The organism is Shimia thalassica (assembly GCF_001458215.1).
Lineage (GTDB): Bacteria > Pseudomonadota > Alphaproteobacteria > Rhodobacterales > Rhodobacteraceae > Shimia > Shimia thalassica.
The window spans coordinates 632,103-651,342 of the sequence record NZ_CYTW01000002.1 but is presented as its reverse complement, the minus strand read 5'-3'; the positions used below and the strand labels follow the sequence as shown (position 1 = coordinate 651,342).

Genomic DNA, 19,240 nt, shown 5'->3' with positions numbered 1-19,240 from the left:
TTACTCTTCTTCCATTTCGGAAATCGGGATGTTGAAATCGGTCTTTTGCGCGGCGTCCGCCATGACCTTGATCGCCTTGTAGATGACCGCCAGCTCTTCTTCGGTCAGCGCCGCCACCAGATGCCGCTGGCGTTCGTCCAGCACCGGACCAAGCCGTTCATGCGCGATGCGTGCTTTTTCTGTTAATTCAATAACATGTTGCCGCTTATCTTCTTCATTTGGATGCAGCACCACATAGCCCTTTTTCTCGAGGGTGCTCAGCATCTTGCTGAATTGGCTTTTGTCGATCCCCGTGGCTTTGCGCACTGGTGTCGTCGTGTTTTCGATCCCAAGGGCAATCACTCGGACGATCCGCCATTGCGCAAGATTCAGATCACCATAGCGCGTGATGATAACCTTCGCTTGCGCGTTCAGCGCAGAGTTTAGCTGAGAAATCTGAAAGGGCAGAAGCAATCCCAAATCGATCGCATTGTCTCGCGAATTTGTCATTCTTTGGCGTCCTCCGTCTTAGGGACAATTTGTCAATTTAGTGGAAATGTCAACTTGATTGTTGACTTTTCCACCTTTTCAATCGAGAAGTGATGCCAACAGATTTGCGCTTCAGGGAGGAAAGCATGAAGAAGTTACTCAAATTCGCAGCAGTCACAGCTACTGCGTTAAGCACGTCTACAGCGGCCATTGCTGCAGACTGGACACCGCCAGGTCCTATCAAAATGGTCATTGCTTTCGCTGCAGGTGGCGGTGCAGACACGCAGGCCCGCCTGATCGCCGAAGAGCTCGAAGCACTTCACGGATGGAAAATCATTCCCGAGCAAGTCACAGGCAAGGGCGGGCTGAACGCGGTCAATGCGCTCAAGGACGGCGCCACCGACGGAACCGTCATCGGCATGATCGTAACCGAGACACTCGGTTATAACATGGCCGCGGCCAAAGCGGGCAAACCCACCGACGTGACCGCAATCACGACCACGGCCGGTACGCAGATGGCCATCGTTGCACTGGCGTCTAAAGGATGGAAAACCTTTGGCGATGTCATCGAGGCCGCCAAAGCCGGAGAAGATATCCGCTTTGGCGTGATGACCGGTATGCTGGGCGATCTGGCCTATATCGCGGGCAAGGAAAATGGCGTTGATTTCAACATTATTTCCGTCAAGGGCGGCAAGGCTGTTATGAACGGCCTGAACGCGGGTGACATGGATGTCGGTTTTGGCGCCGGTATCCAGGCCAAGGCGGTTGCTGCAGGCGATATGGTCGAACTGGCCTCTGCACGCAGTGAACCGCTCAAGAACTCACCTGATGCGCCCATGTTGTCTGAATTTGGCGTCGACTATGTCAATGAAACAGCATTCCTGTTTGCAGGTCCGCCGAACATGGACCCTGCAGCGCGTGAGGCGATCGCAGCTGCAATTGCAAAGGTTGTGAACACCGAAGGTGGCAAGGCCAACGCGTTCATCACCAAAGGCTTTGGAGGCCCCGTTGTTATCTCGGGTGACGCTCTGGATGCCGCGCTTCAGCAGGACTTTGACTCCTCGGGCGCTTTGATTGCCGCCGCCGCTGACTAAAGCGACGCGCATACAAGTTGGGCGGCGGTCGCCGCCGCCCGCGATCTTCTACCAGCCAGCGAGACCGACATGCGTAAGCTCTCTGCCAGCACGGCACTGGGTGTGGGATGCATTGCATTCGCTTTGATCCTTGCCTTCATCTGGATACCGCTCGACACCGAGACGTGGTTGGTTGAGCGCAAACGCGGCCGCTATATCGCTGGCGACAGTCTTGCACCGACATTGGCTGCGGGTTTCATCCTGATTGCAGGTGTCATGCTCTTGTTTGAACGCCAAACGCTTGACCTGCACCCGACACGTTACAATCTGGCCTTTATCGGAGCGATCTCGATCTTCGGAATCGTTGGCATTTTATTGATGCGCTGGACCGGGCCGATTGCGGCCAGCTTGTTTGGTGCGGATGAATACAGGCTGTTGCGTGACACCGCGCCCTGGAAATACATCGGGTTTGTCATTGGGGGCGGCACGATGGTTTTCTGCATCGTGTCCTTTGTCGAACAGCGCGTGACCTGGCGTGCTTTGTGGATCGCGCTCGTGGCGGTGGTTGTCATCATCGCGCTGTATGATCTGCCATTTGACGACGTGTTGCTACCACCGAATGGGGATGTCTGATGACCGATCTGGGCACTCTTGATTATATCTGGCTTGGCATACTCGCGGTTTTTCAGGGGCCAGAGGCATTCTCTCTCCTTGGTGTTTCGGTCTCGATCACCGTGATGATGGTCGCCTTCGGTCTGGTCCTTGGCATCGTTGTTGGCGCCACGCCCGGATTGGGCGGGGTGATTGCAATGGCGATTTCTCTACCCATCCTCATCTCGATTTTCGGCTTCAATTCAGACGCGCTGTTGCCGGTGATGGGCTTCCTGATCGGTGTCATGAAAGGGTCCACTGTCGGTGGTGCAGTTCCGGCGATCCTGTTCAACACCCCCGGTACGCCCGACGCCTATATGACCACGCTGGACGGCTATCCGATGGCGCAAGCGGGTAAGGCCCGCAAAGCGCTCAAGGTTTCACATTTCTCGTCTGTCACTGGGGACACGTTCTCGGACATCGTTCTGATTGTCTGCGCACCATTTCTGGCAATTCTGGTCGAATCCTATCTGGACCTTCCTGAAAAGACGGCCCTTTTGATCCTGTCTCTCAGTTTTATTGCTGCTGTTGTCAGTGGGTCCGCCGCAAAGGGCCTGCTTAGCTGCGGCCTTGGGTTGCTGGCTGTCTATATCGGGACAGGAGAAGACTTCTATCCGCGCCTCAGTTTTGGCAGCGACGCGTTGTCCGACGGGATACCAATCACCGCCGCAGTCATTGGCGTGCTCGTGATCGGGGCCATCTTTGGTGAGTTGGAAAACCTATGGAGCCAGACCCGCCGAACAGGCGAGATCGAAATCGCGCAGGACGAAGGGGACCAGCGCCTTCACTGGTCCGATATCCGACGCATTTTCCCGTATATCGGCAGGTCAGCCATCATCGGCACCACCATCGGGGCACTTCCTGGTGTCGGGTCAACTCTTGCCGCGACAATCGGATACGCGACCGGCAAACGCATTCACACCAAAAAGAAAAGACCCGAAGATCCAGAATTCGGACAGGGGGCGCCCGAAGGTATTGCCGCAACAGAAGCCGCTAATTCCTCTGTGTCCGGCGCCAACCTCATTCCGGTTCTGTCGCTTGGCATTCCCGGCAACACGGCTGCCGTTTTCCTGATCCTCGCAGCGGAATCCATCGGCGGCTTCAATCCGGGACCAGCTGTTTTCAAGTTTTCATCCGACCTGAACCCTGAACTCGTGATTGCCTTTGGGCTTTTCACGACCATGATTCTGGCCAATCTTCTCAATTGGACCGTCGGTGGGCTCTTCATGCGCTCACTGGGTGCTCTCGTCCGTATCCCGAAACAGTATCTCTTGCCCGTTGTCCTGCTGCTGACGCTTGCATCCCTCTATGTTCAGGAAACCTCGATGAGCGCGATCTGGTTTGCCTTCGGGTTTGGTATTCTGGGCTACTTCATGATGCGCTTCGGAATCTCTCCTCTCCCGTTCGTCATCGGGTTTGTCCTCGGCGGGCGTATCGAAGACACCGCAAGACAGGCATTTTCCGCAACCGGTGGTGATCCCTGGTTCCTTCTCAAAAGCCCGATCGCGGCCACATTCATCCTGTGTGCCATCGCCGTGATTTTTCTTTCTCTCCGCAAGCCAAAGGCAGACAACACATGACACGCCCAAACATTCTGTTCATCACGTCCGACCAACAGCGCGGCGATTGCTATGGGTTTCGCGGGCGCAATGTCTACACCCCACATCTGGACATGCTGGCCGCCGAAGGCACCAGCCTTGAAACGGTTGTGACGCCTTGTGTGGTCTGCCAGCCCGCGCGGGCCTCGATCCTGACAGGCCTGTTGCCACGGACCCATGGCGTGCATGACAACGGCATCGATCTGGATCCCGAGCTGGGCGAGAAAGGCTTTGCGGCCTCGCTCTCTGCGGCGGGCTATCGCACGGCCAAGATCGGCAAGGCGCATTTCGCGACCTATCACACCTTTGGCGACAGCGACACGGTCGAGTCCATTCCCGGATCAGCCAAGGTGCCGGAAGGGTGGCGCGGGCCTTACATGGGGTTCGATCATGCCGAGCTTGTCCACATTGGCCACAACTGGTGGCACCCCGAGAAGCCACCCGCCGGGCTGGCCTATGAAGAATGGTACTACGCTGACGGCCGGGGCGAGCAGAAAAACAAACTCTTGTGGGAGAGCCATCACGAGCACAAGGATGCGCCGCAAGTCTGGTCGTCAAAACTGCCAGTGGCTTACCACAACTCGACCTGGATCGCCGACAGGGCGATAGACTTCCTCAAGCAGGAACACGAAGACCCGTTCTGCATGTGGGTCTCATTCCCCGATCCGCATCACCCGTTTGACTGCCCCGAACCGTGGGCGTCGCTGCACCGGCCTGAAGACGTGGACCTGCCGGAGCACAGAACCCGCGACTTTGAGGGCCGGCCGTGGTGGCACAAGGCGGCGGTCGAGACCAAGATCGAAGGCAAGGGCGCCGAGATCCGCACAAGCTATTCTCGATACCCGGAAATTCCGGACGATCAATTGCGCGAAGTGATTGCAAATACTTATGGTCAGTTGTCTTTGATCGACCATTCAGTCGGGCGCATCATCACCGAACTCGAAGCGCAGGGTTTGGCCGACAACACCTATATCGTTTACACAGCCGACCACGGTGACTGGCTGGGCGATCACGGCCTGGTTCTGAAGGGGCCGATGCCGTTCGAGGGCCTTTTGAATGTCCGCGCCATCGTGAAAGGGCCCGATGTGCCCGCTGGCAAAGTCAGCTTTGAGCCGCTTTCGACCCTCGATCTGGGGGCGACCTTCATGGATTGGGCCGGGGCAGACAGCCTGATGGACATTCACGGCCAGTCCATGCGCGAGGTCATCTCAGGCGACGGTACGCGTGATGCCGCCATGAGCGAATGGGAACTTCTGCCCGGTCGCGTGGGCGTCGGATTGTCCTTGCGCACGGTGCGCAGCAAGACGGCTAAACTGACCATTGATCTGCAGTCAGGCGCCGGAGAAATGTATGATCTGGAAAATGACCCACATGAGCTTTGTAATGTGTTCGACGACCCCGACTATGCCTCGATGAAGGCTGACCTGAGCGAAATCCTGATGTCGCGCCCGAACGATATGCGGCCCAATCAGGTGCCGGTGGGAATGGCTTAAGGAGGTCCCAGCATGCCGACGACCGCATGCGCCAAGGATTTTCGCCGGCTCGTCAAACAGCGCGTGCCCAAGATGTTCTATGACTTTGCGGAAAGTGAATCCCACACGGATTTGATGTTCCACAGTAACCCAAATTGTTTTCAAAAAGGTGAAAATCCGTCAAGCCGTAGGCTTCGGTGTTAGCAGCATCAATACCCGCACAACGATGCCCGATGAAGCGGTCCGGATGCCTGTCGCCTTTGCGCCAGTCGGCTGCGGGGGCATCCAGAAGGCCTCGGTTGAAATCAAGGTCGCCAATGGCAGGAGTTTACACATGACCTGTAAACAGCAGAACGTGGATGTCTGCTTCTGATAATGGCTTTAGCCCGACTTGCACTCGCAGCGAAGTTCCGGTTTCCGCCCAACTTTGCCTGTCACACCTGACGTTAAAAACTGTTGCGGCTCAACAACCTCCGGCGACCGGCTCGAATACAGGCTTAGGCGGGGCGATGCGCTTTCGCGATCTGGTGCATATGGCGCATATCCGTGCCACAGCATCCTCCCAAGACAAAAATATTTGGGAAACGTTGCCGAATGTCGAACAGTTGTTCTGCCAGCTCATGCGGGTCGCCGTCATCAAGGTCTTCTGCTTCGTCGAGTTCGGCGTGGCTGCATCTTGAAGCGTTTGCGACAATACCTCTGACACGTTGCATCCAGGGGGCATCAACCAGCGCAGCAGCAAAATGCTCTGGGTGCGCACAGTTTATCATAAAGTAGGCGGCGTATCCCCCGGTTGCGGCGTCCACCTCCTGAATGGCTTCTCCCAACGAGGTGCCGGTGGGCAGCCGGCCATCTGTTTCCACCGTGAAAGAGATCACAACCGGCAGGTCGTACTGATGCGCGGCCCGGACGATGCCGATTGCCTCAGTTGGATAGGCCAAGGTATATGCGCCGATGACGTCCACTTCTGTCTCGGGCAGAAACGACATTTGTTCCGCGTGATAGGCTTGCGCCTTGTCCGCATCCATTTGTGCCGAAGGGGCATAGGCATCATCGCGCGGCCCGAGGTTTGCGCTGATCACTGTTGGCGCATCACCGTATTTTGCCCGCGCTTCCACCATCATAGCGATGGCCTGTTGATTAAATCGCTTTAAATCGACGGGCGTATATCCAAGGGCCGCGCCCCTGTCCCGGTTCGCAACCCACGTCGGGCTTTCAAGGATCACGCCCGCACCCTCTGCTTTGCCAAGGGTGATCATGTCTTTCAGATAACTTTCCAAAAGCGTGCGGCCCATTAGCGTTTTCAAAAGCGGAAAGGACGCAAATCCCGGCAGGTCGACACCACGATTGAACATCAGGTCGGTTTTCATACCGACATAGGCCAGAAACAGATCGGTATGTGCAGTCGGAAAGGTGGCGCGATACAAGGCCATAGGGAAATCCTCCTCAGTGCAGTATTTTGCACCCTAGCATGAGGAAGGCTTTGCGTCACTGAAGAGCGATAAGCCTCGCCAAACCAACGCCATTCGTGCAAGCGCCTCATTGTCGCGAGAATGTGCACCCCATCTCTTTTTCGATAGTTCAGATGTTAGAAAAACGACCTTGTCGCAAAACTCCTGTTTCAAGGCGGAAAGATGCAGGCCCGTGAAGTTTGAAACCGAAAGGGTGAATTGTTTTATGCATTTACGTTAAATCCGAGACACACATGAAGACAGATCCGCTGCTTGAACCGTTCCAATTGCGCCACCTGACACTGCGCAATCGCATAATAAGCACGGCACACGCCCCCTCTTACGAGGAAGACGGGCATCCGCGTGACCGGTACCGTTTGTATCACGAGGAAAAGGCGAAAGGTGGCATTGGTCTGACCATCATCGGGGGATCTACGAACATCGCACCAGACAGCCCCTCGGTTTTTGGACAACTGTATGCCGGGGATGACAGCATCATTCCGTGGTTCAAAAAGCTGACCGATGGCGTGCGGTCACATGGCGCCGCCGTAATGTGCCAAATTACCCATATGGGCCGCAGGACCGCTTGGGATGACGGGCACTGGCTTCCTGTTGCGGGGCCGTCGGGCACCCGCGAAAGGGCGCATCGGTCCTTTCCCAAAACCATGGAAATCGAGGATATCAACCGCGTCATAGCCCAGTTCGCAGATGCCGCCAGACGCTGTCAAAAAGGCGGCTTTGATGGCATTGAGCTTCTGTCCCACTCACACCTATTGGGGCAATTCCTGTCGCCTCTGATCAACACGCGAGATGACGATTACGGCGGAACGCTGGACAACAGGTTGCGGTTGACGATGCAGGTGGTTCACTCTGTGAGAGAGGCCGTCGGCCCGGACTTTGTTATGGGGATGAGGCTCACCGGTGACGAGCTGACCAAAGGTGGGCTGACTGCGGATGAATGCGTTGAAATCGCGCAGAAGATTTCCGAAACGGGCGCAGTGGACTTTCTGAATATTCTCGCCGGCGCGCCTTACGATGATCTGGGTCTGGCCGGATGGATCCCACCAATGGGCATGCCCTCTGCCCCTCATTTGACCGTGGCAGGGCGCATCCGCAAGGCTGTCGATCTGCCGATCTTGCACGCCGGTGGGGTGGCCGATATCGCGACGGCACGCCACGCCGTTTCCGAGGGGCATGTTGATTTGATCGGAATGACACGTGCCCAAATGGCCGACCCGCATCTGGTTCAAAAACTGCAACGCGGAGACGAGACCCGCATTCGCCCTTGCGTGGGTCTTGGCTATTGCGTGGATCGCGTGAACCAAGGCAAAGCCGCGGTTTGCGGGCACAATCCAGCCACGGGACGTGAAGCGACGATGCCTCATGTGATTACACGGGCCGAGGTCGAGAAAAAGGTTGTTATCGTGGGGGGCGGTCCCGCCGGTCTGGAAGCGGCGCGCATTTCCGCGCTGCGGGGACACAAAGTCGTGCTGTTTGAAGCGAGTGACCGGTTGGGCGGGCAGCTCAAACTGGCCAGCGCCGGTATGATCCGCCGACAGATCTGGGGCGTTGCGGATTGGTTGATCACCGAGGTGACAACACTTGGCGTTGATCTGCACCTGAACACCTACGCCGAGAGCGACGAAGTGCTGGAGGAACATCCGGACGTCGTGATCATTGCGACAGGTGGCTGGCCGGACTCACCCGAGATGGACGGCGCCGACATGATAAAATCCAGCTGGGAGGTGCTGTCTGGCGAAGCGCGTGTGACAGGTAATGTTCTGTTGTTCGACGAGGTCGGAGATCACCCTGCATTGGTTTGTGCGGACGTTCTGGCGCGAATAGGCTGTCGCGTCAGGCATGTGTCACCGGATCGCGCAACCGCGCATGACCTTGGCCCGACAAATTCGGCGGTGGTGTTACGCGACCTTGCCAAACAGGGTGTGTCTTTTGAGTGTTTTCAGGATCTTGTTGGTGTGGCACGCTCGGGCAATCGCAAAGAGGTCTCGCTGCGCCATGTCCTGACTGGTGAAACCAGCCATCACATTGTTGATCATGTCGTCGTTGAACATGGCATCACCCCTATGGACGCACTTTTCCACGATCTGAAACCAGCGTCCCTCAATTCGGGGCAAGTGGATCAAGACGCGATGGTTGCCGGATTGAACCCGTTCCAGAATACGCACCCCGAGGGCAAATTTATGCTTGCCCGACTGGGGGATGCGATCGCAGGGCGCAACATTCATGCCGCCCTTTTTGATGCCCTGAGGATTTGCAAGGATATTTGACGCGCGATAACAGCGCCCTTTACGATACGTAAAAAGGGAGAGGCACCACTACGATGCCTCCCCGCTTTGTCCGAAGTGTGATGCCCCATCTACGGCATGACAGAAGTTGTTTTGGCAGAGGCACTTTTGTGTGGTCGGAGTACCAGAAGACACAGCCCCCCAAGAGCCACCTCGACACCAAGCGCCACGAGGATGCTTTCCCCCGGCCATCCATCAAAAACAATGCTGACAAGGCGACCAAAGGCAAAGGCCAGAAAGACCAGCGCCCCAAGGGCAGCGGACTGGCGCGCCAATCCGGATCGCAGCGCACCGGCAAAGATCACCGCACCGAGGGCCGCAAGATTGGCACCGGGTGCGCGAAGCTCGCTTAACAAGGCGGGATCGGTGTCAAGAGCGATACCGCTGCCCGCATAGAACCCGATGGGTACAAATGTGATGGCCATGCCGATGCCAAGGGCGATCAGGCCTGATGCGCCAAGCGTGAGCTTTTGAAAATGGTTCATTTGGACCTCCTTTCGATTGTAAAACCTGTTAGGCTGCAACGGCCCAATTACCAGAACGGACGGCGGCGTCTGCAAAGGTTGCAAAATCGCGCGGCGCGCGGCCAAGTGCCCGCTGGACGCCATCCGCAAGCATCGCATTACGCCCATCCAGTGTTTCGCGAGCAATCGCGGTGAGAACATCGGCGATCATCTCGCCCTGCCCCGCGAGAAGTGCCGCATGGAAATCTTCAAAAGAAATCGGCACATGGGTGATCTGACGCCCAGTTGCGGCGGACAAGACGTCGGCCATCTGAGCGAATGTCAAAAGACGCGGCCCTGTCACCTCGTACGTTTCACCGTCATGCCCCGCGTCTGCCAAGGCTGCCACCGCCACATCGGCGATATCGTCGACATCCACGATGGGTTCTTGCACGTCCCCCCCTGGCATGGGCAAAACGCCTGCCATTACAGGGTCATGCAGGGCACCTTCCGAGAAGTTTTGCGCGAACCATGCTGCACGAACGATGGTGAACGGCAAACCGGAATTGCGGACAACCTCTTCGGCGCGCTGCGCATGATACTCTCCGCGACCGGTGAGTAGAACGATCTTACCAACACCTGCAGCGCGGGCCTGTTCGGTGAACGCGGAAACGGCTTCAACGCCCCCCGGCACGGCGATATCAGGATAGTAAGAGATATAGACCGACGAGACGCCCGCCAGTACGGCGCCCCAGGTGTCAGGGGTATTCCAATCAAACGGGATTGCAGCTCCGCGTGATCCACGGCGCACAGGCAGGCCTTTGTCTTCAAGGCGTTGAGCGATGCGGGAACCCGTTTTGCCAGTGGCACCGAGAACGAGGATAGGTTGGATGGTCATTTGAGGTCTCCTTAAAAGTGATCCGTTATTCATTCGATGACCCAATATTGTCGCAACAAACTGGATGAACCATTCCCGCTCGTCCCGAGTTATTATCTGATCGTCCAGCATCTCTGGACGCGTGGCATTCATTGCGTCACAATTCCCCCATGACACAGCCCCATGTACCCGACCCGTCTCTCATTGCTCAGCCCATTGGTGATCCGCTGGGCGAGATCCTTCACCTGCTAAAGCTCACCGGCACATTCTATTGCCAGTCGCGCCTGACCGCGCCGTGGGGCATTGCGATCCCCGGATTTCCCGAAGTCATGAGTTTTGCCGTCGTCATTGGTGGGCAGGCCTGGTTGAAGGTCGGAGAGGACGCCCCCTTCGAGGTGCGCAAGGGGGATCTTGTGTTGATGACAAACGGCGCCCCGATCAGCCTTTACAGCGACCCAAACGCCAAATTGAGGGCGCTTGAGGACCTGCCCATTCGCAAGGTGACAGAGCTTTATGAAACCGTGGAATTTGGCGGAGGTGGTGAGGCCTGCAGCATGATGTACGGCCTTGCCCGGCTGGATCACGCGTCAAGCCCGATGCTTATGGCGTTATTGCCGGATGTGCTCAAAATCGACCCGTGGGAAGAGGACGCCGGAAGCTGGCTGCAGGGTACACTGCAGTTTATCGCACGCGAAGCGCGCGAGCTGCGCCCGGGCGGTGAAACGGTCATCACACGGCTGGCAGATGTTGTGGTGATCGAAGCCATTCGTCGGTGGCTGATCCGCTCCCCTGACGCGGATCGGGGTTGGCTCAAGGCTGCACGTGATCCACAAATCGGGCGGGCCATTGTCACCATCCATCGCGATCCCGCTGCGGATTGGTCGGTAGACGCGCTTGCACAGGTGGCTGGCATGTCCCGTTCGGCGTTTTCCGCAAGGTTTACAAACCTCGTTGGCACGCCAGCAATGCAGTATCTCGCGGAATGGCGTATGAACCTTGCTCGGCGCTCATTACGCGAAACAACCACGCCCATTGCCAGCATCGCAGCCGACCTTGGTTATCAATCCGAACCGGCCTTTAACCGCGCCTTCAAACGCGTCTTCGGCATTCCCCCCGGACAGGCGCGCAAAGCATCATACGACATGGCAACATAACCCCGTCACCAATGCCGTGGGCGGCAACGCCTGTTGGTCTTTTCGGTCTTATGGAGAGGCAGTGTCCGGACTTGCCTGATGACAAAATGCGCATCAGAGGCAGAGCAGATAAGGTGATGGCCAACCTGGAACCCCAAGCCGGCCATCTCCGTGCGAAATTTAGGAGGCTGCGCCTACCGGCGTCGCATCATCGTTTGTCGCGTTTTCATTCACAGCGTCTGTGACATCCAAGGCCCCATGGGCCACACCCGCCATGCCGTTTTCAAGGCTGATGCCAAGCTCTTTGCCAAGAGCTTGCATCGCGGGCATCTGCAACGCCATGCCAAGAACAGAATCCAGCGCCTGATTTACGGGTGTCCCGTTACCTTCTGAAGCGGGACCGGCAGAAGAGCCACCACCCATCCCCGTAACCTGATGGATCTTGATAGAGTCGATCTTTTCAGCAGGCTTGACCATCTCGGCGATAATCGCAGGCATCGCCTCGAGACTGGCCAGTCGCACCTTCATGGCGATGATTTCGGCACTCAACTCGTTCTCGGAGTTTGCGATCGCGGTTTGGCCCTCGGCGGTTGCCAGCAAATCGGTCTTTTTGGCTTCTGCACGTACCATAATCGCATTGGCATCGGCTTGTGCTTCTTCCAGCTTGGCAGCGGCCCGGTCGCTTGCGGCGTCTTTTTCGGCCTCTGCTGCCAATCGTACTCCCGTTGCCATGCGTTCGGCTTCTTTCTGGGCTTCAATCAGGGCAATCTGCTTTTGACGCTCGGCCTCTGCCACGGCGCGGGCTGTTTCAATCGCTTCCGACGCCTTCTTGGCTTCTGCGCGGGCTTTGTCCGCAGAGGCGCGAGCCTGGCTTTCCTCTTCTGATTTTCGCGCCACGATAATCTGGCGGTCTTGGTCTGCCACTTCCAGCTCGCGTTCTTTTGCGATCTCGGCTTCCCGAATGGCCCGCTCCCGCTCGATCTCGGACGCGCGCACGGCCCGTTCACGTTCAATGCGTGCCTGCTCTTTAGCCTGATCAGAGGCTTCCTGATTTCTGGCGATTTCGGCTTCCTGCGTCGCTTGCAGGGTTTGAATTTCGCGAACCTGTGTGATCGACGCTTCTTTTTGCTCGCGATCAATCTGGTATTTAAGCTTTTCGGCTTCCATTTCAGATCGCGCGACGGACACGTCGGCCTCGGCTGTGATTTCGGCACGCTGTTTGCGAGACGTGGCGATAACGGCCGCAAGCTTTTGCATACCCACCGCGTTGAACGCGTTGTTTTCATCCAATTGTTCGAACGGTGTCTGGTCCAGCGCGGTTAGCGACACAGCCTCAAGTTCCAGACCGTTTTTCAAGAGATCCTCGGAAATCGCGTTCTGCACTTCCTGAACAAAGCTCGCGCGGTTTTCATGCAGGTCATCCATGGTCATCTGGGCCGCAACGGCACGCAAACCATCGATCAACTTACCTTCAATCATTTCACGCAACTGTTCTACGTGGAATGTCCGGTCACCAAGGGTTTGAGCCGCGCGGGAAATGCCGTCTTCAGTCGCATTCACCGAGACATAGAATTCCACACCCACATCGACGCGCATACGGTCTTTCGTGATCAGCGATTGATCGTTCACACGGGACACTTCCAGACGCAGGGTCTTCATATTGACCTTAGAAATTTCATGCAGGAAGGGCACGACAATTGTCCCCCCGTCCATGATGACCTTTTTGCCGCCAGATCCGGTTTTCACCAGACTGGTTTCGCGTGTCGCACGTTTATAAAGGCGCGACATAATCAGGCCGATAAAGATCAGCAGACCGACAATAGTCGCCGCAATGACAAGAATGAGAGTTAGCTCCATGAGGGGCTCCTATTTTTACTTCAGAGATTTAATGAAGGAATGCAGTGCCTTAGATGACAAAAAACCTGTCGCCACGTTTGCGAATAACGGTCACATCACTGCCTTTTGGAAAGACGCCGTCATCTTCCAGCGGTTCAACGCGCAAATAGTGAAAGTTGCCGTGCCGGTCTTTGATTTTGGCCTCGGCAGGCTTACCGCGCGTGGCTGTGCCTTGTGTGATCGTGCCACGATGTCCGGCCAGAAAGCGTGTGCGCATGGCGCTTGTTTCGGTTTTCGGCATGATCAGCGCAACATGATTTGCAATGAACCGCGTGGAGGCAATGGCGGGAACCATCGCGATTGCAACAGCAATCCATACGGCAAAAGAACTGCCAAAAACACTGTTTGCTACTGACTGGATCACCAAGCCAGAAAGGCCGAACATGGTCAGGAATGACACCAGCCAGATCAGAAACGGCACATCTCGTGCGCCAAGCCAGCCAAGCAGACCCGAAGGCGCGGCACCGATTTCCGCCGTATCCAGATCCGTGTCAAGATCCACGGCATCCAGATCGAGATCCGCAGAAAGATCAAAATCCGCATCGACGTCAATATCCGGGCCATCACTGCCAATTCCCAGAATTGTCGCGCCAAGAAGAGCACCGATAATTTCCAGGATGAACAGGCCAGCGACCACAGCAAGGGCAACAGAAAACGGCAATGCCTCAGGTGTCAAAAATATACTAATCATGTTACTCCTTCCAAATTACATATAGGCGCAATACCGAAAATTGTTAGGTATATATATGCAATTCTTTGTAAAAGATGCGTAATAAATTGATTTTTTAACAAGATGCCCCTAAGTTAAGGCCATACAAACCGTGACATCTAAACAGAGGACGCCATGCCGGATTTTTTGCAACGCAGACGGTTGGCGCGCATCTTGGATCGGGCGGCGGCACAATTCACCGAAACCCCCTCTCCTGAAAAAGGATGGATTGCGACAATGCGCTTGGCTTTGGGCATGTCTGCAGAAGATGTCGCGCTGCGCAAAGGGGTCAGCCGGAACGCAATCTATCAGGCAGAGCGCAGTGAAAAAGAAGGCGCTGTTTCGCTAAAACAGATGGAGAGCATTGCCGCAGCGATGGGCGGGAAATTTGTCTATGCGATCGTCCCGGATGCTCCGATAGATCAACTAAAGTACCAACAGGCCTTGCGGCGCGCCAAAGTCCTTTCGCTGGAAGAACCCGAATTTAGCAGGTGGTCGCAGGATGAGCAGCAAGACTGGATCGACGACATGGTTGCTCAGCAACTTCAAGATATGCCGCCACATTTCTGGGACCCCACCTAGGGGATACTCCTGAACAAGTCCGGCCAAAGCTATGCAAAACCAATACTGACCTTACTCGGAAGCTTGTGACGTCAACCAATCCACAACCGTTCCAATTGCCGGATTGGGCGCCCTCTTGCGTAGGGTCAGAAGATAGAAATCCAGCGAGTCCACTTGGAAATCCAACCCCAAATCCAAGAGGTTGGCCGCCGCAATGTCTGCCGACACGAGAAAGCGGCTGACCAAGGCAACGCCCTGCCCCGAGACCGCCGCATCTACCGCCAAAGCGGTCTGGCTCAGTCGCAAGCCCCGTTTGCTTTGATCAACCACATCCAGATCGGCCAACACCCTTGGCCACAGATCATGCGTGTCATGTATCTTGGGCAGTTGCGCAAGGGTGGTCGCATCGACGGGCACAGCCGCGTGTTCAACCAACGTTGGTGCCGAGACAGCGATCACATCCTGCGCAAACAAAAGCGTTGCGTTCAATGCCGCACCAAACGGCGGGTTGCCCTGTCGAATGGCAAGATCGATCCCGTCACTGTGGAAGCTCGACACCTTTTCGGTGGCCAGAATGCGCAAATCAATGTCCGGATGTTTGTCCGAAAAATCGGGCAGGTTCGGGATCAGCCATTTCGACGCAAATGTCGGTGTGACACTGATGGTGACCTTCCCCGGTTCTGGTTTGATCTGGGCCGTCGCACTGCGCAAATCCGAAAACGCGCGCGCGACCCTGTCATGATAACTGCGACCGATCGAGGTCAGCGCAAGCCCCTTTGGCACCCTGTCAAACAGGACGATACCAAGATCAGCTTCAAGCTGGCGCACGTGCTGGGCTACGGCGCCTTGCGTGACGCCCAGTTCGTCTGCCGCCGCGCGAAAGCTGAGACGCCGTCCGGCAACATCAAACGCTCGCAGAGAATTCAGAGAAGGCAGATCAGTCATTTGTCGATAGTATTTCTACTGTCAGAAAACATCAATACTCAAGCGCGGCATCAATTAATAGCTGATACATTGAACCCAATCAGAATTGGAGACGCAGATGTCAGTAGAAAAAGTAGCACTCATTACAGCAGGCGGAAGCGGCATGGGAGCGGACGCCGCGCGCCGTCTTGCGGCCGATGGCTTCAAGGTTGGTATCCTGTCATCCTCTGGCAAGGGCGAGGCTCTTGGCGCGGAACTGGGCGGATTTGGCGTGACCGGATCGAACCTGAATGCCGCGGACCTGTCTGCACTGGTTCAAGGGGCACAGGATCGTTGGGGCCGCGTGGATGTTTTGATAAATTCCGCGGGGCATGGCCCAAAGGGACCGGTTCTGGATATCGATGATGATGACTGGCACCAAGGGATGGAAGTTTACCTCATGAACGTGATCCGCCCGACGCGGCTTGTGACGCCGCTGATGCAGGCCCAAGGCGGCGGTGCCATTATCAACATCTCGACGTTTGCCGCGTTTGAACCCGATCCCCTTTTCCCGACGTCTGGCGTGTTTCGCGCGGGTCTTGCGGCGTTCACAAAACTGTATTCAGACAAATACGCGGCAGACAACATCCGGATGAACAATGTTTTGCCGGGTTTCATCGATAGCCTTCCAGAAACCGAAGACCGCAAAGCCCGCATTCCGATGGGTCGTTATGGGCGTGCGGATGAAGTGTCGTCCCTGATATCCCTACTCGCATCAGAGAACGGCGGATACATGACAGGCCAGAACATTCGCATTGATGGCGGGCTGACACGTGCCGTCTGACGCGACGCTTCAAGTCATCCCCCGCGACCGGCTGGTTTTTACGATCAAATGGGGGGCGTCCGCGATCCAGATAATGGGCTACACGGCGACAGGTTTCGGCTGGACACCCTGGAACCTGTATTTGTTCCTGTTCGGTGTTCTGGGCTGGTTTGCCGTGGGCGCGTTATGGAACGACAAGGCCCTGATGCTGGTTCATCTGGTTGCGCTTGGCGCGATGATCGCCGGCATGAGCAGTTCCTAAAAAACGGCGCCTCACCCTGTTTCATGGTGCGGCGCCATGCTCAGTCAGAGGCTGATTACCCCCACTGGCAAGAAACGTTGCAAGGAGTCGCTGGTCCCCTTTTAAGGTCTCTGCACATGTTCCAAGGCAACCTGCACCGCTTAACGGTCCCCCAACGTAGAACACGACCGTATCAACATCCCCCAAACGTCGGGATCGTTAGGATGCTTTTCCAAACGCGCAGCAAGCCCAAAGCCTGTTCGGCCTTTGACGCCATCATCGGCGCTGCCACTCGGACTGCGTCGCTCTCGGGCTGCCCTTTCCCGTGGCCAGCCCCGCCTTAAGGCCGATAGATATCACGCACCCGACTTGGGGGCAGTCACCGAGAAGCTTTCTGGTGCCTCCCGCAACCGGTTGGGGGTTGTTGCATACCAACGATGGAACGCGCGATAAAAGGCGCCCTCTTCGGCATAGCCGACCTCTGCCGAAATATCTGAAATCGTCATATCTGTGCGCGACAACAAGGCCGTTGCACGATTGCGCCTTTGTTCGTCCTTGAGTTCGGTAAGGCTGTGACCTGCTTCTTTCAGCAAACGATGCAGCGACGACCTTGACATGCCCAACCGTTCCGCGACCTCTGTCGCACCGGGCCAGTCTTCCGGGGGACCGTTGAGACATTTGGTGATGATCTCGTGTTTCAACCCGTCTGTTTCGCGATATCCCCGCAAAAATGCCTCTGGCAAGCTGCGCAGAAAGTCCCTGAGGTCTTTCTCGCTGCGCTGGGTTTTCCGCGAGAGGTATTTGCGATCAAAAACCAGCCGCGCGGCTGGCGCATCAAACGACACGGGCACGCCAAAGAAATCGCCATAGTCACTTTGGGCCTGCGGTTCCTTACAAGGAAAATCCACCGCCTTTATCGGTATTCTCTCGCGCGCGGCCCAACAGTTAAAGCCATGCAGAATGAGGAAAAACGCCCTGTATTTAAAGGCGCTGCCCGACGAGGCGGTTTCATGCAGCGTGATAATACAGCTGCGCCCTTCAACACTTACCGTGCCATAAGGATCATCCAGCACCACGTTGAGAAACCGCAAACTGCGCTTCAGGGCCACATCAAGCGTTTTGGCGCCCCGTATCGCATGCCCCAACAACGTAGTGCTGCCCGGACGCATGGGCCGCGCGCCCAGACCAAAAAACTCGTCCCTCATGTGGAACGAAAGCTCAAGCCACACCCGGCCAAATTCGTGTGTATCAAGGTCATCAAGACGATCCGGTGCCACTTGTGCGGCGCGCAGGACATCGGCAGGATCAACACCGGCCGCACGGCAGCAATCCAGCGCCTCTTGCACAAAGGTTGGCGCGACGGGGCGGCGTCTGTAAATACTGTCTTTTGGTGTCAGCATTCAAAAACCATATGACACTGATAGAGATGAAGACAACTGCTAACTACTTGCATCTGCAATCCCTGCTTTGAATTGAAGGAACCCCCATGATTCTGGACGAAACCCAATCCGCCATCCGCGACATGGCCCGTCAATTTGCCAAATCCGAACTTTGGCCCGGTGCCGAAAAGCGTGACCAACAGGCCCGCTTCCCCAAAGAAGAACTGGCCCAGATGGGCGAATTGGGATTTCTTGGCATGCAGGTTCCCGAGGCCTATGGCGGCTTTGACGCCGATTTCGTCAGCTATGCCAGCGCGATTGAAGAGATCGCAGCAGGCGACGGCGCGTGTTCGACCATCATGTCGGTACACAGTTCGGTTGGCTGTGGCCCGATCCGCGACTATGGCACCGAGGCACAGAAACAGAAATACCTGCCCAAACTGGCCAGTGGCGAATGGATCGGCGGCTTTGCCCTGACCGAACCCCAAGCCGGTTCCGACGCTTCAAACCTGCGGACCACCGCAGTGCGGGACGGCGATCACTATGTGATCAACGGCGCAAAACAGTTCATCACATCGGGCAAGAACGGTCAGCTTCTGATCATCTTTGCGGTAACGGACAAAGACGCCGGAAAACGCGGCATCAGCGCCTTTATCGTTGAAACCAGCACGCCAGGATACGAAGTCGTGCGGGTCGAAAAGAAGCTGGGTATCCACTCGTCGGATACGTGCCAAATCGCGTTTGAAAACATGCGTGTTCCAGCGGAAAACCTGTTGGGCGAAGAAGGTCAGGGCTATAAAATCGCCTTGGCCAATCTTGAAAGCGGCCGTATCGGTATCGCGGCTCAGGCCGTTGGCATGGCGCGCAGTGCCTTTGAATATGCCCGTGATTATGCCGTCGACCGTCAGGCCTTTGGCAAATCGATTGTCGAACAACAGGGCATTTCTTTCAAACTGGCCGATATGGACACCCAGATCGAAGCGGGTCGCCAGATGGTGTTTCACGCCGCCGCACTGAAAGACGCAGGCCAGCCCTGCTTGCGCGAAGCGTCCATGGCCAAACTGATCACATCCGAGTTGGTCGAGAAAGTTTGCTCTCAGGCGATCCAGATTTTGGGTGGTTACGGTTATTTGAACGACCACCCCGTAGAACGGATCTATCGTGATGCACGCATTTGCCAGATCTACGAAGGCACAAGCGAAATCCAACGGCTTGTCATTGCGCGTAATATCATCGCTGACGCGGCGAGCTGATCC

Annotated in this window: 19 protein-coding genes; 11 read left to right on the top strand and 8 right to left on the bottom strand. The window is 56.3% G+C overall.

What is annotated here, in order from left to right:
* The gene (locus tag PH7735_RS13055) at window positions 1-489 is read right to left on the bottom strand and encodes a MarR family winged helix-turn-helix transcriptional regulator (RefSeq protein ID WP_058311800.1); all 489 of its coding nucleotides are present in this window, start codon (window positions 487-489) and stop codon (window positions 1-3) included.
* Between the two features lie 125 nt (window positions 490-614).
* Between PH7735_RS13055 and PH7735_RS13050 the strand changes: the two genes are divergently transcribed.
* From PH7735_RS13050 to PH7735_RS21235, 5 genes are all read left to right on the top strand, one after another.
* Entirely contained in the window at window positions 615-1,562 is a 948-nt protein-coding gene (locus PH7735_RS13050) for a Bug family tripartite tricarboxylate transporter substrate binding protein (RefSeq protein ID WP_158503225.1), read from the top strand.
* A gap of 69 nt (window positions 1,563-1,631) precedes the next feature.
* The gene (locus PH7735_RS13045; RefSeq protein ID WP_058311798.1) at window positions 1,632-2,174 is read left to right on the top strand and encodes a hypothetical protein; all 543 of its coding nucleotides are present in this window, start codon (window positions 1,632-1,634) and stop codon (window positions 2,172-2,174) included.
* The gene (locus PH7735_RS13040) at window positions 2,174-3,772 is read left to right on the top strand and encodes a tripartite tricarboxylate transporter permease (protein ID WP_058311797.1); all 1,599 of its coding nucleotides are present in this window, start codon (window positions 2,174-2,176) and stop codon (window positions 3,770-3,772) included. Before PH7735_RS13045 ends, PH7735_RS13040 begins: the two co-directional genes overlap by 1 nt.
* Window positions 3,769-5,283 (top strand): sulfatase-like hydrolase/transferase, encoded by a 1,515-nt coding sequence (locus PH7735_RS13035; RefSeq protein ID WP_058311796.1) that lies wholly within the window; start codon window positions 3,769-3,771, stop codon window positions 5,281-5,283. The genes PH7735_RS13040 and PH7735_RS13035 overlap by 4 nt, the downstream gene beginning before the upstream one ends.
* 148 nt (window positions 5,284-5,431) lie before the next feature.
* On the top strand, window positions 5,432-5,635 hold the full coding sequence (locus PH7735_RS21235) for a hypothetical protein (protein ID WP_058311795.1): 204 nt from the start codon (window positions 5,432-5,434) through the stop codon (window positions 5,633-5,635).
* Between the two features lie 124 nt (window positions 5,636-5,759).
* Here the strand turns inward: PH7735_RS21235 and PH7735_RS13025 are convergent, their stop codons facing one another.
* Window positions 5,760-6,695: a homocysteine S-methyltransferase family protein gene (locus PH7735_RS13025; RefSeq protein ID WP_058311794.1), complete on the bottom strand. Its 936-nt coding sequence runs from the start codon at window positions 6,693-6,695 to the stop codon at window positions 5,760-5,762.
* Window positions 6,696-6,967: 272 nt separating this feature from the next.
* Between PH7735_RS13025 and PH7735_RS13020 the strand changes: the two genes are divergently transcribed.
* Window positions 6,968-9,001 (top strand): NADH:flavin oxidoreductase, encoded by a 2,034-nt coding sequence (locus PH7735_RS13020; protein ID WP_058311793.1) that lies wholly within the window; start codon window positions 6,968-6,970, stop codon window positions 8,999-9,001.
* An 89-nt stretch (window positions 9,002-9,090) separates the two neighbouring features.
* Here PH7735_RS13020 and PH7735_RS13015 read toward each other — a convergent pair whose 3' ends face one another.
* Both PH7735_RS13015 and PH7735_RS13010 read right to left on the bottom strand, forming a co-directional pair.
* Entirely contained in the window at window positions 9,091-9,504 is a 414-nt protein-coding gene (locus tag PH7735_RS13015; protein WP_058311792.1) for a DUF4345 domain-containing protein, read from the bottom strand.
* 28 nt (window positions 9,505-9,532) lie between these two features.
* A complete protein-coding gene (locus PH7735_RS13010; protein ID WP_058311791.1) occupies window positions 9,533-10,360 on the bottom strand; it encodes an NAD(P)H-binding protein in 828 nt (275 codons plus the stop codon).
* A 149-nt stretch (window positions 10,361-10,509) separates the two neighbouring features.
* Between PH7735_RS13010 and PH7735_RS13005 the strand changes: the two genes are divergently transcribed.
* Window positions 10,510-11,493, top strand: coding sequence for an AraC family transcriptional regulator (locus PH7735_RS13005; RefSeq protein ID WP_058311790.1), 984 nt, complete (start codon window positions 10,510-10,512; stop codon window positions 11,491-11,493).
* A gap of 159 nt (window positions 11,494-11,652) precedes the next feature.
* Here the strand turns inward: PH7735_RS13005 and PH7735_RS13000 are convergent, their stop codons facing one another.
* On the bottom strand, window positions 11,653-13,329 hold the full coding sequence (locus tag PH7735_RS13000; RefSeq protein WP_058311789.1) for a flotillin domain-containing protein: 1,677 nt from the start codon (window positions 13,327-13,329) through the stop codon (window positions 11,653-11,655).
* Between the two features lie 49 nt (window positions 13,330-13,378).
* Complete coding sequence (locus PH7735_RS12995) at window positions 13,379-14,059, bottom strand: YqiJ family protein (RefSeq protein WP_058311788.1); 681 nt, start codon at window positions 14,057-14,059, stop codon at window positions 13,379-13,381.
* Window positions 14,060-14,212: 153 nt separating this feature from the next.
* Here PH7735_RS12995 and PH7735_RS12990 point away from each other — a divergent pair, with 153 nt between their 5' ends.
* Complete coding sequence (locus PH7735_RS12990; protein ID WP_058311787.1) at window positions 14,213-14,659, top strand: helix-turn-helix domain-containing protein; 447 nt, start codon at window positions 14,213-14,215, stop codon at window positions 14,657-14,659.
* A 51-nt stretch (window positions 14,660-14,710) separates the two neighbouring features.
* Here the strand turns inward: PH7735_RS12990 and PH7735_RS12985 are convergent, their stop codons facing one another.
* Window positions 14,711-15,583 (bottom strand): LysR substrate-binding domain-containing protein, encoded by an 873-nt coding sequence (locus PH7735_RS12985; RefSeq protein WP_058311786.1) that lies wholly within the window; start codon window positions 15,581-15,583, stop codon window positions 14,711-14,713.
* 97 nt (window positions 15,584-15,680) lie between these two features.
* Between PH7735_RS12985 and PH7735_RS12980 the strand changes: the two genes are divergently transcribed.
* Together PH7735_RS12980 and PH7735_RS12975 are read left to right on the top strand one after the other, a co-directional pair.
* Window positions 15,681-16,385, top strand: coding sequence for an SDR family oxidoreductase (locus tag PH7735_RS12980; RefSeq protein ID WP_058311785.1), 705 nt, complete (start codon window positions 15,681-15,683; stop codon window positions 16,383-16,385).
* Window positions 16,375-16,626 carry a DUF6552 family protein gene (locus PH7735_RS12975; RefSeq protein WP_058311784.1) on the top strand — a complete coding sequence of 84 codons (252 nt, stop codon included), beginning with the start codon at window positions 16,375-16,377 and terminating at the stop codon, window positions 16,624-16,626. Before PH7735_RS12980 ends, PH7735_RS12975 begins: the two co-directional genes overlap by 11 nt.
* Before the next feature lie 335 nt (window positions 16,627-16,961).
* Here PH7735_RS12975 and PH7735_RS12970 read toward each other — a convergent pair whose 3' ends face one another.
* Window positions 16,962-18,005: an AraC family transcriptional regulator gene (locus PH7735_RS12970; protein WP_058311783.1), complete on the bottom strand. Its 1,044-nt coding sequence runs from the start codon at window positions 18,003-18,005 to the stop codon at window positions 16,962-16,964.
* 86 nt (window positions 18,006-18,091) lie between these two features.
* Between PH7735_RS12970 and PH7735_RS12965 the strand changes: the two genes are divergently transcribed.
* Window positions 18,092-19,237 carry an acyl-CoA dehydrogenase family protein gene (locus PH7735_RS12965; RefSeq protein WP_058311782.1) on the top strand — a complete coding sequence of 382 codons (1,146 nt, stop codon included), beginning with the start codon at window positions 18,092-18,094 and terminating at the stop codon, window positions 19,235-19,237.
* Window positions 19,238-19,240 lie beyond the last annotated feature (3 nt).